Source organism: Alteraurantiacibacter aestuarii (assembly GCF_009827405.1).
In the GTDB taxonomy this organism is placed as follows: Bacteria; Pseudomonadota; Alphaproteobacteria; order Sphingomonadales; family Sphingomonadaceae; genus Alteraurantiacibacter; species Alteraurantiacibacter aestuarii.
Window position 1 is genome coordinate 283,254 of record NZ_WTYY01000002.1, and the last position, 12,758, is coordinate 296,011.

A 12,758-nucleotide genomic window follows, 5' to 3' on the forward strand; every position below is an offset into this window, starting at 1 on the left:
AGGCGATTGCAGCCCCGCAAGGCCGACGGATCACTGGCATAAATCTGGCGCAACACTTGTCAGACTTCACTGTCTTATCTATATAAGACACATGCTCAATATTGTCTCCATACTCATCGGATTGCTGTCACTGGTGATCGTGATCCCGTCGCAAATTCCCCTGCTTGGCTGGGGCAACTGGCTGGCGCTGCCGCTGGTTGTGGTGGGCATTGCCATCGGCGCGCTTTCGAAATCGGACAGTGGCCGCAATTTCTGCCTGATCATCTTTGCCGTGGCGGTGGTCCGCCTGTTGCTGGGCGGCGGCGTCCTTTAAGCGCGCGCCAGCGCCAGCCGCGCTGCCTTGGCGAACAGCGTCGGCAGGCCGGCAGCTTCGATTTCCGCCACCGGCCACCACTCGCCCCCGGTCAGGCCGGATGGCTCACCACAATCATCCCCGGCATGGATCGCCACGCCCAGTTCCAGGTGGAAATGGGTGAAGCTGTGCCGCACCACGCCGCCCGCGCGCCACGCGCCTGACAGCGGGGCCTCCTCATCGCCGTCACTGCCCGCAGACCAGCCATCATCGGGCAGAGCGCGCATGCCCCCCAGCATGCCCCTGCCCGGCCGTGTGACCAGCCAGACATGGCTGTCCCGCTCTATCCAGAAGGCGGTTCCGGTGCGCGACGGCTTGGGCTTCTTGGCCGCCTTGACCGGCAGGCGCAGCGGGTCGCCCGTTACCCTGCCCTGACAGACTTCCTGCAACGGACACAACAGGCACCTGGCATCGCGCGCGGTGCAGATGGTGGCGCCCAGATCCATCATCGCCTGCGCGAAATCACCCGATCGCTCGTCCGGCGTAATGCTGTCTGCCCGTTGGCGGATGATCTTGCGCGATCCGGGCAGCGGCTCCTCTATCGCGAACAGGCGTGAGACCACCCGCTCGACATTGGCATCCACCACCACGGCGCGCCGGCCAAAGGCAATCGCCGCAATCGCCGCTGCGGTATAGGCGCCCAGCCCCGGCAGCTGGCGCAGTTCCTCCTCGGTATCGGGAAAGCCGCCCATGGCCGCCACTTCGCGCGCTGCGGCCACAAGATTGCGGGCGCGCGAGTAATATCCAAGGCCCGCCCATGCCGCCATAACCTCCTCCTCCGGTGCAGCGGCGAGAGCCTGCACGTCGGGCCATCTCTGGGTAAATCTGCTGAAATAGGGGGCAACGGCGGCGGTGGTGGTCTGCTGCAACATCACTTCGGACAGCCACACGCGGTACGGATCGGGCAGCGCACTACCGGGGGCCGCGCGCCACGTCAGGCTGCGCGCATGATCGGCGTACCAATCCAAAAGCAGGCTGGCGACCCTATCCTCCATGCCCCGGTCATGGCATAGCCATCCGCGCAATGGAACGCGACAGCGACAAGCCTGAGAAGAAGTCCCCCGCAAAGGCCCCTGCAAGGGGTCCTGCCAAGGGGAAGCCGAAACCCTATGAGCGCCCGCGCGGCGGCATGGCCAGACCCGTGTCCGAACTGGTTCCGCAGATCGGCCGCGCCGCTTTTCGCCGTTTTGGCTTTGTCCAGGCATCGGTGGTGACGCGCTGGCCGGAAATCGTGGGCGAAACCCACGCCAGGGTGTGCGCCCCCGAATCGATCCGCTTCCCGCCGGGAGAGAAGGCCGACGGCATCCTCCAGCTGGTGGTGAAGCCTGCTCACGCTCCGCTGATCCAGCACGTCATTCCCGAAATAATCGAGCGGGTGAACCGTTTCTTCGGTTATAAGGCCGTTGCCCGCGTGAAAATGCGGCAAGGTGAGGTTAAGCCACAGAATGCTGAGGCAAACAGGGCTGCGCCGGTGTCGCTCAAACCCATTCCGATGGAACTGGGTGACAGCCTGCGCGATATTGGCGACCCCGAACTGCGCACGGTGCTCGAATCGCTGGCGCGCTCGATCGGGGCAAGAGAGGACGAAGGCAGATGAAACGCGCCATTCTGGCAGGGCTGTTGCTGGCAGCAGCACCGCTCACTACACTCAGCGGGCAAAATGCGCGCACGCAGGACTGGGGCGCCACTTTTTCAGAAACTGACGGCGGCCACCGTCTGGGCAATCCCGATGCGGCGACCAAGCTGATCACCTTTATCAGCTATTCCTGCCCGCATTGCGCCAATTTTGAACTGCAATCGGATGCGCCCCTGCGGCTCAACTATATCCAGACCGGCCAGGCCAGTCTGGAAGTGCGCCACGTGATCCGCAATCCGCTGGATCTGGCGGCGGTGCTGACCACCGAATGCGGACCGGAAAGCAAGTTCTGGGGCAATCACCGCACCATGCTGCGCGCGCAGGAGCGCTGGCTGCAGGTGGCGATAGAGGCCACTCCGGCACAGACCCAACGCTGGACCACCGGCACGGTGGGCGCACGCATGCGCGCCATCGCCTCCGATCTCGACTTCTACGAACTGATGGAACCGCGCGGATACAGCTCTGTGCAGCTGGACCAGTGCCTGACGGATGAAGCAGCCGCACGTGCCGTTGCCGAGCGCGCGCGGGCAGACAACACAAGGTGGGAAATTCCCGGCACGCCAAGCTTCGCCATCAATGGCGCCATGGTCGCCGGAGTGCACGATTGGGCCAACTTGCAGCGATCGCTGACCGCGGCGGGCCAATAGGTGGGCATATCCTGTGCAAAAGCCCGTTTTGCCCGCAACCCGTATTTTGAGAACCCCTGCCCCTTGGGCTAGCCTTTTCCCGACAAGCAAATGACTGGATTGACCTGATGACCATGCTGCGCAGCATCGCCCTTGCCACTATTTCCGCCCCGCTGTTTCTGGGGCTTGCCGCCTGCAGTTCAGAGGATGACGCCACCGGCAGCCTGACGGCAGAGCCCATTGAGTCCATCGCAGCCCCTGCCGGCAGCGACTGGAACCTGCAGGCCGTGCGTACGGAGCAGGCCGGCTGGCTGGTGGGCAATCCCGATGCACCGATCAAGCTGGTCGAATATGGCTCGCTCACCTGTCCCGCCTGTGCGCAGTTTTCCATGGACGGATCGCGCAAGCTGCATGAGGAATATGTCGCATCGGGCCGCGTCAGCTATGAATTCCGCAGCGTGATGATCCACGGCGTGGTCGACCTGCTGCTGACCCGCGCGCTGGAATGCTCCCCGGTCACCGCCGCCGTGCCGATTGCCGACCAGATCTGGGGCGATCTCAACGCCGTGACCGGTCCGTTCCAGAACAATACCGCCGCACTGGAAGCCGCCAACAGCCTGCCCAATGACCAGCGCTTCCTGGCGCTGGCCGAAGCAGGCGGAGTGGGCGAGTTCTTCGCCGCGCGCGGGATCAGCCGCGATCAGACCGCTGCGTGCTTCAACGATGTCGCCGCCATCCAGACGCTGGCTGAAACGACCCAGACCGTGTCGGAAGAAGCGGGTGTGACCGGCACGCCCACGTTCTTCCTCAATGGCCAACGCCTCGATGGCGCCAACTGGGCCAGCGTCGAAGCCGCGCTGCAACAAGCCGGCGCCCGCTGAGCGGCGCGGGATAAAGGCACAGCCGGATGCAGATCAGGAAGCTCAGACTCTCAGGGTTCAAGAGCTTCGTAGAGCCGGCTGAACTGCGCATAGAACCGGGGCTGACGGGGGTTGTCGGCCCCAATGGCTGCGGCAAGTCCAACCTGCTGGAGGCAATCCGCTGGGTGATGGGTGAAAACTCGCCCAAATCCATGCGCTCTGGCGGAATGGAGGATGTGATCTTCGCGGGCACCGCCACCCGCCCTCCGCGCGATTTTGCCGAAGTTGTCCTCCACGCCGCCGATGATCAGGGTGAGGAGCTGAACGTCACCCGCCGGATAGAGCGCGGCGCGGGCAGCGCCTACCGCGTCAATGGCAGCGACGTGCGGGCCAAGGACGTGTCGCTGGTGTTCGCCGATGCCGCCACCGGCGCGCATTCGCCCGCGCTGGTCAGCCAGGGCAAGATCGCCCAGGTCATCGCCGCCAAGCCTGCCGAACGGCGGATGATGCTGGAAGAGGCAGCAGGTATTGCCGGGCTGCATGTCCGCCGCCGCGATGCCGAAAACAAGCTCAACCAGACGGAGCGCAATCTCGCCCGGCTGGAGGACCTGATGGCCGGACTGGACAGCCAGATATCGTCGCTTCGGCGGCAGGCGCGGCAAGCCGAACGCTACAAGGAACTGACCGCCACCATCCAGATTGCCGAGGCGCGGCTGCTGTTCGCCCGGTGGCGCGATGCGGCATCGGCGGCGGAGGCTGCCCGCGAACAGGCCAAGCTGGCCGATGGCAAGGTGGCCAGCGCACAGGAAGCGGCCAGGCAGGCGCAGAAGCTGCAACACGAGCTCGCCCAGAAGCTGGCCGATTTGCGGGAGGAACTGGCCGACCGCCGCGATGATGCCAGCGCCCACGGTCACCGCATGGCGGCGCTATCCACCCAGCTGGAAGCCGCCCAGCAGCGCCTCGCCGATCTCGACCGCCAGAAGCAGCGGCTGGAAGAAGATCGCGGCGAGGCTGACCGGATGACGCGCGATGCCGCGCAGGCGCTCAAGACGCTGGAACAGACGCTGGCCGCAGGGGAAAAGGCGCTGGCGGAGGATGAGGCAAAGCGCCCCGCCCTGCTCGCCAGATCCGAAGATATGGACCGCGCCGGCCGCACTGCCGAACTGGCGCTGGCCAAAGCCACAGCGGATCACGCCGGGGTGGAGGCCGAGTGGCGGGTGGCGGACGCTGAACTGGCGCAGGCGCAATCGCGGCTGGACCGGCTGGACCAGGACGCGCGCCGCCTGACCGCTCAGCGCGAAAGCCTGAGCGAGGAAGGCGATCCGCAGCAGGCGGTCACGCAGGCCAGGGGCAATGCCGAACATGCCGCCGCCCGGCTGGAGGAATTGCGCGCCCGGCTGGAAGCAGAACGCGCCCGCAAGGATGCGCTGACCGCGCAGCGCGATGCCGCCGCCAGCGCGCTATCGTCTGCCCGGGCCGAACTGGCGGGCGTGGAGCGCGAGTTTCAGGCGCTGGAACGCGACCGGGCAGCGCGCGCCAAGCGGCAGAGCAGCCAGCACGGCCTGCCCTCCGCACTGGACAAGCTCTCGGCCGAAAAGGGCTATGAGCGCGCGCTCGCCGCAGTGCTTGGCCGCGATGGCAAATCACCATTGGGGATGCCGGAGAAGGCTGCCGAAGGGCGGTTCTGGACCGGCTCCGCCGTGCCAACCAAGGTGGCGGACAGTCTGGCCGATCATGTGCGCGCCTGCCCCGATCAGCTCGCTGCCCGCCTCGCCCTGGTGCATGTTGCCGATGCGGACGACGGGCGCGTGCTTTCGCCGGGCGAATGGCTGGTGACACGCGATGGTTTCCTGCGCCGCTGGGACGGCTTCATCGCGCGCGGGGAAGGCGCTGCCGAGGCTGCTCGGCTGGAAGCGGACAACCGCTTTGAGGATCTGGAAGGCCAGTTGCCAGCGCTGCGGGAGGCTCTGTCCGCTGCGCAGACCATGCATGAACGGCTGAGCGAGGAAGCATCAGAGCTGCAACGCGAACTGGTGGCCGTGGAGCGCGCGGTGAATGAAGCCGCAGAGGCGGAGCGTCAGGCCCTGCGCGCGCTCGATCAGGCAGAGGACCGGCGCGAGCGGTTGGCCGCGCGGCTGGAGGAAATCGCCGCCGCCGAACAGGAACTGGCCCAGCAGCGCACAATTGCCGAAAGCGAAGTGAAGGCCGCGCAGGACAAGCGCGCCGCTCTGCCCGATCCGGCGAGCGGGCGCGCCTCGCTGGATGCTGCGCGCGCGCGGCACGAGGCGGCGCGTGAGGCGGTGCAGGCGGCAATGGCCAGCCTTGCCGCGCATGATCAGGCGCTGGCCGTGGCGCGTGAACGTGTGGCGGCCCAGCGATCGGACAAGAGCAACTGGCAGGCGCGCGCTGGCGAGGCGGCGCAGCGACTGGCGGGCATGGCCGCGCGGTTCGAGGAGATCGAGGAAGAACGCGCCGTCACCGCAGCCAAGCCCGAAGGCCTGATGCGTGAGATTGAGGGCGGTGAGGCTGTGCGCGCCCGGCTGGGGGCGGAACTGGCCGCCGCCGATGCCGCAGTGAACGCCGCGAATGAGGAAATGCGCGTGGCCGAAGGCGCGCTGCATGAAGCCAATGAAGCGCTCTCCACCGCCCGGGAAAACCGCGCCACACTGGCCGCGCGCGCGGAAAACGAGGAATCCCGGCGCGAGGAAATGGCGCGCATTTCGGGCGAGCGCTTCCAGTGCCCACCCTCGCTGCTGGGCAGCAGGCTTGCGTTCGATACCGAGCAGGTCAAGGATTCCTCCGCCGAAAGCGAGGAGATGGACCGGCTCGTCACCAGCCGCGAGCGGATCGGCCCGGTTAATCTTGTGGCTGCCGACGAGCTGGCCCGGATCGAGCAGGAACACGGTGCCAGCGCCGCCGAGCAGGAGGAGCTGGCCGAGGCGGTCAACCGCCTGCGCGGATCGATCGGCAATCTCAACCGTGAGGGGCGCGAGCGCCTGCGCACGGCGTTCGAGGCGGTGGACGGCCACTTCCGCCACCTGTTCACCCGCCTGTTCGAAGGCGGACAGGCGCATCTGGCGCTGATCGACAGCGATGATCCGCTGGAGGCTGGCCTGGAAATCTACGCCCAGCCACCGGGCAAGCGCCTGCAATCGCTCAGCCTGCTATCGGGTGGCGAGCAAGCACTAACCGCAACCGCGCTTATATTTGCGCTGTTTTTAACCAATCCGGCACCAATTTGCGTGCTGGACGAGGTCGATGCGCCGCTCGACGATGCCAATATCGATCGCTTCTGCGACCTGCTCGATTCGATGGTGAAGGAAACCGACACACGCTATCTGATCGTCACCCATAATGCCGTGACGATGAGCCGCATGCACCGCCTGTTCGGCGTGACCATGGTGGAAAAGGGTATCAGCCGCCTCGTCAGCGTGGACCTTGGCGCGGCCGAGGAACTGCTGGCGGCGGAATAGCCCGTTATGGCCGGACCTGCGACCTTTCGTCGCCTGACGAAATATCTGTCCGATCCGCTGGAACAGCCCGTGTGGCCCGAAGGCATCTGCCTGGCGACATTCGATCCAGAGCGTGATGGTGACCATGTGCACGCGCTGCTGACGCAGATCTATGCCGAAGCGAGCTCCCCCCTGCCTGCTCTGGACGCATGGCGCGACTGGCTGCTGACTGATCCCGACTATGCGCCGGACACGATCTTTCTCGCCCGTGGTCCCGGCAAGGCGCTGGTTGGAATCTGCCTGTGCTGGAAAAATGCCTTCATCAAGGACCTCGCCGTTGCGGCCAGCCATCGCCGGCACGGCATCGGCAAGGCGCTGCTTCTCCACAGCTTCGCCCATTTCGCGCAGCACGGATACGAATCGGTCGAACTGAAGGTGGAAATTGCCAACCGGTCGGGGGCCGAACGACTCTACCGCAGTCTGGGCATGACCGACATGGGCCGCTGACCGGCAGCATCGCCGCGCAGTGCATCACAAATAGCTCGCGCCAACATCCCCCAGGGCTGATATCTTTGCCAGCAAGGGAGACGAGGCATGGACGATTTCACACGGCGGCAGGCATTGGGAGCGGCAGGCGCTGCGGGCCTGACCGTGGTAGCACTGGCCACGCCAGCCGCAGCGCAGGGTGCAACACAAGGTGCAGCACAGGACGCGCTTGTGCGGCCCCCGGCCTTCTCCGCGCTGCATGAACCCCGGCCCCTGCGCTTCGATCCGGCCCGGCTGACGGGCCTTTCAGAGCGGCTGATCACCTCCCATTGGCAGAACAATTACCAGGGGTCCGTGCGCGCGCTCAATGTGGTGGAGCAGCGGCTGGCCGCAGCCATGGCAGACCCCGATTTCCCCGCGCCGGTCTATGGCGGGCTGAAGCGCGAGGAACTGCACCGCACCGGCTCCGTCATCCTGCATGAACTCTATTTTGACGGACTGGGCGGCGATGGCGAAAAGGGGGGATCTCTGGCCGTTGCGCTGGCCGCCGCATTCGGCAGCATCGATGCGTGGGAAGCAGAGTTTCGCCGCACGGCGATGAGTCTGGCGGGCGGATCGGGCTGGTGCATTCTTGCCTGCAACCAGCACACCGGGTCCCTGCATAATTACTGGGCCTGGGATCACATGCACGGCGCTATCGCGGGCGTTCCGCTGATCGCGCTGGATATGTATGAGCATAGCTACCACATGGATTATGGCACGGCAGCGGCGCGCTATGTCGATGCCTTCATGGCCAATCTGGACTGGGAAATCGTGGAGGCGCGATATCAGGCGGCGCTGCGCTGAGCCTCAACCCTCTGCGGCGATGCTCTTGCCCATGCTGATACGTTCCTCCGCCTGATAGCCCAGCTTGCGATAGAATTGCGCAGTGGCATGATTGGTGGCGCGCACCTGAAGGTTCACCTTGCCACACCCCATTGCCGCCAGGCGCCGCTCGGCCTCGGCAATCAGCATGGAGCCGATGCCCTTGCGGCGGGCGGACTGGCTGACGGCAACCGCATACAGCCATCCCCGGTGACCATCATATCCGGCCATGGCGGTGCCGATAATCTCGCCATCCGCTTCGGCGATCAGCAGCAGCTCCGGCTGGACTTTCAGCTTTGCCGGGATGGCGAATTCGGCGCGGTTGCGCGCGGGATCACCGGGAAATGCCTCCTCCCAGATCGCGCGGACGCCATCGAAATCACCGTCCTGATAGGTCCTGATGCTGGCCATTTCGCTGCCCATATCAGTCCAGCACGGCCCTGGGGCCGGGTCCCTTCAGGCCCAGCCGATCATCCTTGTTGTACAGCTGGCATTTCTGCAGGCTGAGACAGCCGCAGCCGATGCACTGATCCAGCTGGCTGCGCGTGCGGGTGAGCAGGAGGATCTTCTCATCGATCTGCGCCCGCATGCGGCGGCTGATCTTCTGCCAGTCATGCTGGGTGGGGTTGCGGCCTTCGGGCAGATTCTTGAGCTGATCCTCAATCTCCGCCAGCGCCAGCCCCAGCTTCTGGGCGATCAGGATAAAGCTGACCCGGCGGATGTCGGAGCGCAGGAACTTGCGCTGATTGCCGCTGGTGCGCAGCGGCTGCAACAAGCCCTTCTCCTCATAAAAGCGGATCGCCGATACCGCCACGCCGGTGCGGCTGGCCAGCTGGCCGATCGAAATGAACTTCTCAGGCCCCAACATAAAGTTTTCCCCAATCTCTTGACCTCAACTTAGCTTTAGATTGCACAATGGGCAAACGGTGATTCGCAAAGTCATTATTCGGTCGCGAATTACCCAATGATGACAAAGATTTGTGCAAAGGATTTCAAGGATGACATCAACCATGCCCAAGGGACGCATCGAACATGTGAATCTGACCGTCAGCGACATCGAGCGCTCGGCCGATCTGTTCAGGGAGTTGCTGGGGTGGCAGCAGCGGTGGCGCGGCATGGCCCAGCGCGGCGGTGAAACCATCCATGTGGGAGAGGCGGACACCTATCTGGCGCTCTACACTGACGGCAAGGATCATGCAGGCCAGCAGAAGGGCAAGCCGATGAACCATGTCGGCCTGCTGGTGGATGATCTGGACGCTGCCGAACAGATGGTGGTGGCAGCCGGGCTGGAGCCGTTCGGCCACGACGACTACGAACCGGGCAGGCGGTTTTACTTCTTCGACTGGGACGGGATCGAGTTCGAGGTGGTCTGCTATGGCTGACCCGATAGGACCCGGATTTTCTGATCCCGCCGGCCTGAACCGGGATCGCTTCAGAAGCTTTCTTCGTAAACCCGCGAAATGTCTCCGCCCCACGGGCCGTTGAACTTGTCCAGCAGGCGCTGGGCGGGGACTTTGCCGCTCTTCACGATCTCGTGCAGCGGCTCGAGAAAACCGGCTTCGCTGTCACCGGCATCGTTCAGCCGCGCGCGCGATACCAGCCCGCGGTCGGCAATGGCGAGCACTTCGCCCGCCAGATCGCGCAGCTTGCGGCCGCCCGGAATGGGTGCATCGAGCGCCATCCTGGGCACCGCATTGCGCAGCTCCTCCCGCTCTTCCATCGTCCAGTCCTTGACCAGATCCCACGATGCATCCAGCGCGGTCTGATCATACAGAATGCCGACCCAGAAGGCAGGCAGGGCGCAGATGCGGTTCCACGGGCCGCCATCGGCGCCACGCATTTCCAGGAAGCTTTTCAGCCGCACTTCGGGGAATGCGGTGGACAGGTGATCCCACCAGTCGCTCGGCATGGGCAGTTCGCCCGGCAGCGCAGGCAGTTCGCCCTTCAGGAAATCGCGGAAGCTTTGCCCGGAGGCATCGATATATTTGCCGTCGCGGAAGACGAAATACATCGGCACGTCGAGCATGTAATCGACATAGCGCTCATACCCGAAGCCATCCTCGAACACGAAGGGCAGCATGCCCGTGCGGTGCGGATCGGTGTCGCTCCAGATATGGCTGCGATAGGACAGGAAGCCGTTGGGCTTGCCTTCGGTAAAGGGCGAATTGGCGAACAGCGCCGTGGCCAGCGGCTGCAATGCCAGAGAGGTGCGGAACTTCTTGGCCATGCAGGCCTCGCTCGCATAATCGAGGTTCACCTGAATGGTGCAGGTGCGCAGCATCATGTCCAGGCCCAGATCGCCCACGCGCGGCATATGCCGCAGCATGATGTCATAACGGCCCTTGGGCATGATCGGCAGTTCGGCGCGGGTCTTGTCCGGCCACATGCCGAGTCCCAGGAAACCGACGCCGTGCTCCTCACCCACGATCTTGCATTGCTGCAAATGGCGACCGGTCTCGGCGCAGGTCTGGTGCAGGTTTTCCAGCGGCTGGCCGGACAGTTCCAGCTGGCCTGCGGGTTCCAGGCTGATGGTGCCGTCATCGCCGCTCATGGCGATGACCTTGCCGTTCTCCTCCACCGGTTCCCAGCCGAACTGGCGCATGGACATCAGAATGTCGCGAATGCCGCCGGGCTCGTCATAGGACGGGGCGTGCTTGTCAGCCTTCTTGAAGACGAGCTTTTCATGCTCGGTGCCAATCCGCCAGGCAGCAGGCGGCTTTTCGCCGTCCTGCATTGGCTGGACCAACTGGTCGCGGCTCTCGATCGGCCGCTCCCCCCCATCTGACGCCTTGCGCGTGCTCATGCCAAGGCCGTTAGGAGATGCGGCGCGGCTGCGCCAGTATCAAATTGTGTTTGTCCAAAATGCATGTCGCTCACGTCCGATTTCAGTCAGGCCCAATCGCCGCATGTGCCCATCCACAGCGCGGTGGAGGCGACAGCCGCGGTCTCCCCGCGCAGGATACGCGGGCCAAGCGAAATGGGGCGGGCTTGCGGATGCGCGCGAATCGCATCCCGCTCCGCATCGTCAAATCCGCCTTCAGGGCCGATCACCAGCGCAGCCGGACCAGTATGGGCGGCGAAGGCTTTCGCGGCGCTTTCCCCGCCCTGCCCTGTAGCCAGTTCATCGGCGAAAAACAGCGCGCGATCTTCGGGCCAATCGCGCAGCAGGGCGTCCAGCTTCGTCACTTCGGCCAGTTCGGGCAGAGCGGTGCGGGCGCATTGTTCGGCAGCTTCGGTCACAATCGCGCGGGCGCGCTCGGCATTGAGCTTGTCCGCCACGCAGCGCCGCGTGAGCACCGGCACGATGCGCGCCACGCCCAGTTCGGTGGCTTTTTCCAGCACCATGTCGAAGCGGTCCTTTTTCAGCAGCGCGGGGCACAGCCAGAAATCGGGCACCGCTTCACGCTTGCGAAGCAGTTCGACCGGATCGAGCACAAGGTTACGTTTGGAGGCGGAGACAACGCGCGCCGACCATTCGCCCGTCAGATCGTCGCACAGGATCACGCCGTCCCCCTCACCCACGCGCATCACGCGCAGCAGGTAATGCGCCTGCGGACCGTCGAGCGTGATCTGGCTACCTGCGGACAGCGGCCCATCCACGAACAGGCGCGGGGCGCTGCGCGGCGGCCAGGCCGGAACCATCGGGCGAGGCGCGGCCACGATCAGCCGCGCTTTACTGCGCGCGTGGCGATGAAGGGCGGGAACAGCGCGCTGAGTTCGTGGAGCTGCGCCCAGCCATCCTCGAACATATCGCTCAGCATCAGCCCGGCCTGCAATTGTCCGCCGATCTGCGTTTCCAGCGTGTGGCTGAAACACAGCGTGGGATCATCGGCCAGCATCTTCTCACGCTCGTCCTCGGGCAGTTCGAAGTCGCTGTATGGCAGCGCATGGCGCGCAACCAGCTCGCCCCGGTCCATCGCCAGCTGATCGAACACGAAGAACACCGGATTGTAGAAACCGGTCATCAGAATGCCGCCGGGACGCAGCACGCGCGCACATTCGCGCCACACGGGCATGACTTCGGGCGCAAAGGCGGTGGAGCACGGGTTGAAGACGATATCGAAGCTGGCGTCCTCAAAGGCGGAAAGATCATGCATGAAACCCTGCACGGTACGGATGTGCAGGCCTTCGCGCTCAGCCACCTCGGCATCGCGGCCCAACTGGCCTTCGGACGCATCGAGGCAGGAGACATTCGCCCCGGCTGCGGCAAAGACCGGGCATTGCTGCCCGCCGCCTGATGCAAGGCCCAGCATGTCCTTGCCGGCAATATCGCCAAACCATTCACGCGGGACGGGTTTGGTCGGGGTCAGCAGGACGTCCCAGTCACCCTTGCGTGCACGGGCGATGGTCTCCGCGTCGACCGGGATCGACCACATGTCGCCGTCCTCGACCCGCTGGTTCCAGCCTATCCGGTTATGTTCGCGCGCATCAATCATGCCATTTCCCCTAGCGAAGCCTTCCACCCTGCGTCCAACATCTTTA

14 protein-coding genes are annotated in these 12,758 nt (G+C 64.8%); 8 read left to right on the forward strand and 6 right to left on the reverse strand.

The features are described 5' to 3' along the window. The first annotated feature begins 91 nt into the window (after positions 1-91). The gene (locus GRI32_RS03990) at positions 92-313 is read left to right on the forward strand and encodes a hypothetical protein (RefSeq protein WP_160589840.1); all 222 of its coding nucleotides are present in this window, start codon (positions 92-94) and stop codon (positions 311-313) included. On the opposite strand, the gene GRI32_RS03995 is transcribed toward GRI32_RS03990, so the two are convergent. Further along, a complete protein-coding gene (locus GRI32_RS03995) occupies positions 310-1,347 on the reverse strand; it encodes an A/G-specific adenine glycosylase (RefSeq protein ID WP_160589841.1) in 1,038 nt (345 codons plus the stop codon). The two genes, GRI32_RS03990 and GRI32_RS03995, sit on opposite strands and share 4 nt — an antisense overlap. Before the next feature lie 29 nt (positions 1,348-1,376). Between GRI32_RS03995 and GRI32_RS04000 the strand changes: the two genes are divergently transcribed. The 6 genes from GRI32_RS04000 (at position 1,377) to GRI32_RS04025 (ending at position 8,258) form a co-directional block, all read left to right on the forward strand. Continuing rightward, positions 1,377-1,949: a DUF721 domain-containing protein gene (locus tag GRI32_RS04000; RefSeq protein WP_160589842.1), complete on the forward strand. Its 573-nt coding sequence runs from the start codon at positions 1,377-1,379 to the stop codon at positions 1,947-1,949. Then, positions 1,946-2,635, forward strand: coding sequence for a thioredoxin domain-containing protein (locus tag GRI32_RS04005; RefSeq protein WP_160589843.1), 690 nt, complete (start codon positions 1,946-1,948; stop codon positions 2,633-2,635). The genes GRI32_RS04000 and GRI32_RS04005 overlap by 4 nt, the downstream gene beginning before the upstream one ends. Before the next feature lie 107 nt (positions 2,636-2,742). Next, positions 2,743-3,495, forward strand: a complete 753-nt coding sequence (locus GRI32_RS04010) for a thioredoxin domain-containing protein (protein ID WP_160589844.1) — start codon at positions 2,743-2,745, stop codon at positions 3,493-3,495. A 26-nt stretch (positions 3,496-3,521) separates the two neighbouring features. Next, positions 3,522-6,947: an AAA family ATPase gene (locus GRI32_RS04015; RefSeq protein WP_160589845.1), complete on the forward strand. Its 3,426-nt coding sequence runs from the start codon at positions 3,522-3,524 to the stop codon at positions 6,945-6,947. 6 nt (positions 6,948-6,953) lie between these two features. Further along, entirely contained in the window at positions 6,954-7,433 is a 480-nt protein-coding gene (locus GRI32_RS04020; RefSeq protein WP_160589846.1) for a GNAT family N-acetyltransferase, read from the forward strand. A gap of 87 nt (positions 7,434-7,520) precedes the next feature. After that, the gene (locus tag GRI32_RS04025) at positions 7,521-8,258 is read left to right on the forward strand and encodes a superoxide dismutase (RefSeq protein WP_160589847.1); all 738 of its coding nucleotides are present in this window, start codon (positions 7,521-7,523) and stop codon (positions 8,256-8,258) included. Positions 8,259-8,261: 3 nt separating this feature from the next. Here the strand turns inward: GRI32_RS04025 and GRI32_RS04030 are convergent, their stop codons facing one another. Beyond that, a complete protein-coding gene (locus tag GRI32_RS04030; protein ID WP_202385926.1) occupies positions 8,262-8,687 on the reverse strand; it encodes a GNAT family acetyltransferase in 426 nt (141 codons plus the stop codon). Between the two features lie 13 nt (positions 8,688-8,700). Beyond that, complete coding sequence (soxR, locus tag GRI32_RS04035; RefSeq protein WP_160589849.1) at positions 8,701-9,144, reverse strand: redox-sensitive transcriptional activator SoxR; 444 nt, start codon at positions 9,142-9,144, stop codon at positions 8,701-8,703. 142 nt (positions 9,145-9,286) lie between these two features. Here soxR and GRI32_RS04040 point away from each other — a divergent pair, with 142 nt between their 5' ends. Then, positions 9,287-9,658 (forward strand): VOC family protein, encoded by a 372-nt coding sequence (locus tag GRI32_RS04040; RefSeq protein ID WP_160590242.1) that lies wholly within the window; start codon positions 9,287-9,289, stop codon positions 9,656-9,658. Between the two features lie 50 nt (positions 9,659-9,708). Here the strand turns inward: GRI32_RS04040 and GRI32_RS04045 are convergent, their stop codons facing one another. The 3 genes from GRI32_RS04045 to GRI32_RS04055 form a co-directional block, all read right to left on the reverse strand. Further along, a complete protein-coding gene (locus GRI32_RS04045) occupies positions 9,709-11,079 on the reverse strand; it encodes a glutamate--cysteine ligase (RefSeq protein ID WP_160589850.1) in 1,371 nt (456 codons plus the stop codon). 86 nt (positions 11,080-11,165) lie between these two features. Beyond that, positions 11,166-11,918 (reverse strand): 16S rRNA (uracil(1498)-N(3))-methyltransferase, encoded by a 753-nt coding sequence (locus tag GRI32_RS04050; protein ID WP_160590244.1) that lies wholly within the window; start codon positions 11,916-11,918, stop codon positions 11,166-11,168. Between the two features lie 20 nt (positions 11,919-11,938). Continuing rightward, complete coding sequence (locus tag GRI32_RS04055) at positions 11,939-12,712, reverse strand: class I SAM-dependent methyltransferase (protein ID WP_160589851.1); 774 nt, start codon at positions 12,710-12,712, stop codon at positions 11,939-11,941. Positions 12,713-12,758: the final 46 nt, after the last annotated feature.

What these genes read in the sequence shown, in the direction of transcription:
- GRI32_RS03990 (WP_160589840.1), top strand. Translation starts at nt 92, where the DNA reads ATGCTCAATATTGTCTCCATACTCATCGGATTGCTGTCACTGGTGATC.
- GRI32_RS03995 (WP_160589841.1), bottom strand. Translation starts at nt 1,347, where the DNA reads ATGGAGGATAGGGTCGCCAGCCTGCTTTTGGATTGGTACGCCGATCAT.
- GRI32_RS04000 (WP_160589842.1), top strand. Translation starts at nt 1,377, where the DNA reads ATGGAACGCGACAGCGACAAGCCTGAGAAGAAGTCCCCCGCAAAGGCC.
- GRI32_RS04005 (WP_160589843.1), top strand. Translation starts at nt 1,946, where the DNA reads ATGAAACGCGCCATTCTGGCAGGGCTGTTGCTGGCAGCAGCACCGCTC.
- GRI32_RS04010 (WP_160589844.1), top strand. Translation starts at nt 2,743, where the DNA reads ATGACCATGCTGCGCAGCATCGCCCTTGCCACTATTTCCGCCCCGCTG.
- GRI32_RS04015 (WP_160589845.1), top strand. Translation starts at nt 3,522, where the DNA reads ATGCAGATCAGGAAGCTCAGACTCTCAGGGTTCAAGAGCTTCGTAGAG.
- GRI32_RS04020 (WP_160589846.1), top strand. Translation starts at nt 6,954, where the DNA reads ATGGCCGGACCTGCGACCTTTCGTCGCCTGACGAAATATCTGTCCGAT.
- GRI32_RS04025 (WP_160589847.1), top strand. Translation starts at nt 7,521, where the DNA reads ATGGACGATTTCACACGGCGGCAGGCATTGGGAGCGGCAGGCGCTGCG.
- GRI32_RS04030 (WP_202385926.1), bottom strand. Translation starts at nt 8,687, where the DNA reads ATGGCCAGCATCAGGACCTATCAGGACGGTGATTTCGATGGCGTCCGC.
- soxR (WP_160589849.1), bottom strand. Translation starts at nt 9,144, where the DNA reads ATGTTGGGGCCTGAGAAGTTCATTTCGATCGGCCAGCTGGCCAGCCGC.
- GRI32_RS04040 (WP_160590242.1), top strand. Translation starts at nt 9,287, where the DNA reads ATGCCCAAGGGACGCATCGAACATGTGAATCTGACCGTCAGCGACATC.
- GRI32_RS04045 (WP_160589850.1), bottom strand. Translation starts at nt 11,079, where the DNA reads ATGAGCACGCGCAAGGCGTCAGATGGGGGGGAGCGGCCGATCGAGAGC.
- GRI32_RS04050 (WP_160590244.1), bottom strand. Translation starts at nt 11,918, where the DNA reads ATGGTTCCGGCCTGGCCGCCGCGCAGCGCCCCGCGCCTGTTCGTGGAT.
- GRI32_RS04055 (WP_160589851.1), bottom strand. Translation starts at nt 12,712, where the DNA reads ATGATTGATGCGCGCGAACATAACCGGATAGGCTGGAACCAGCGGGTC.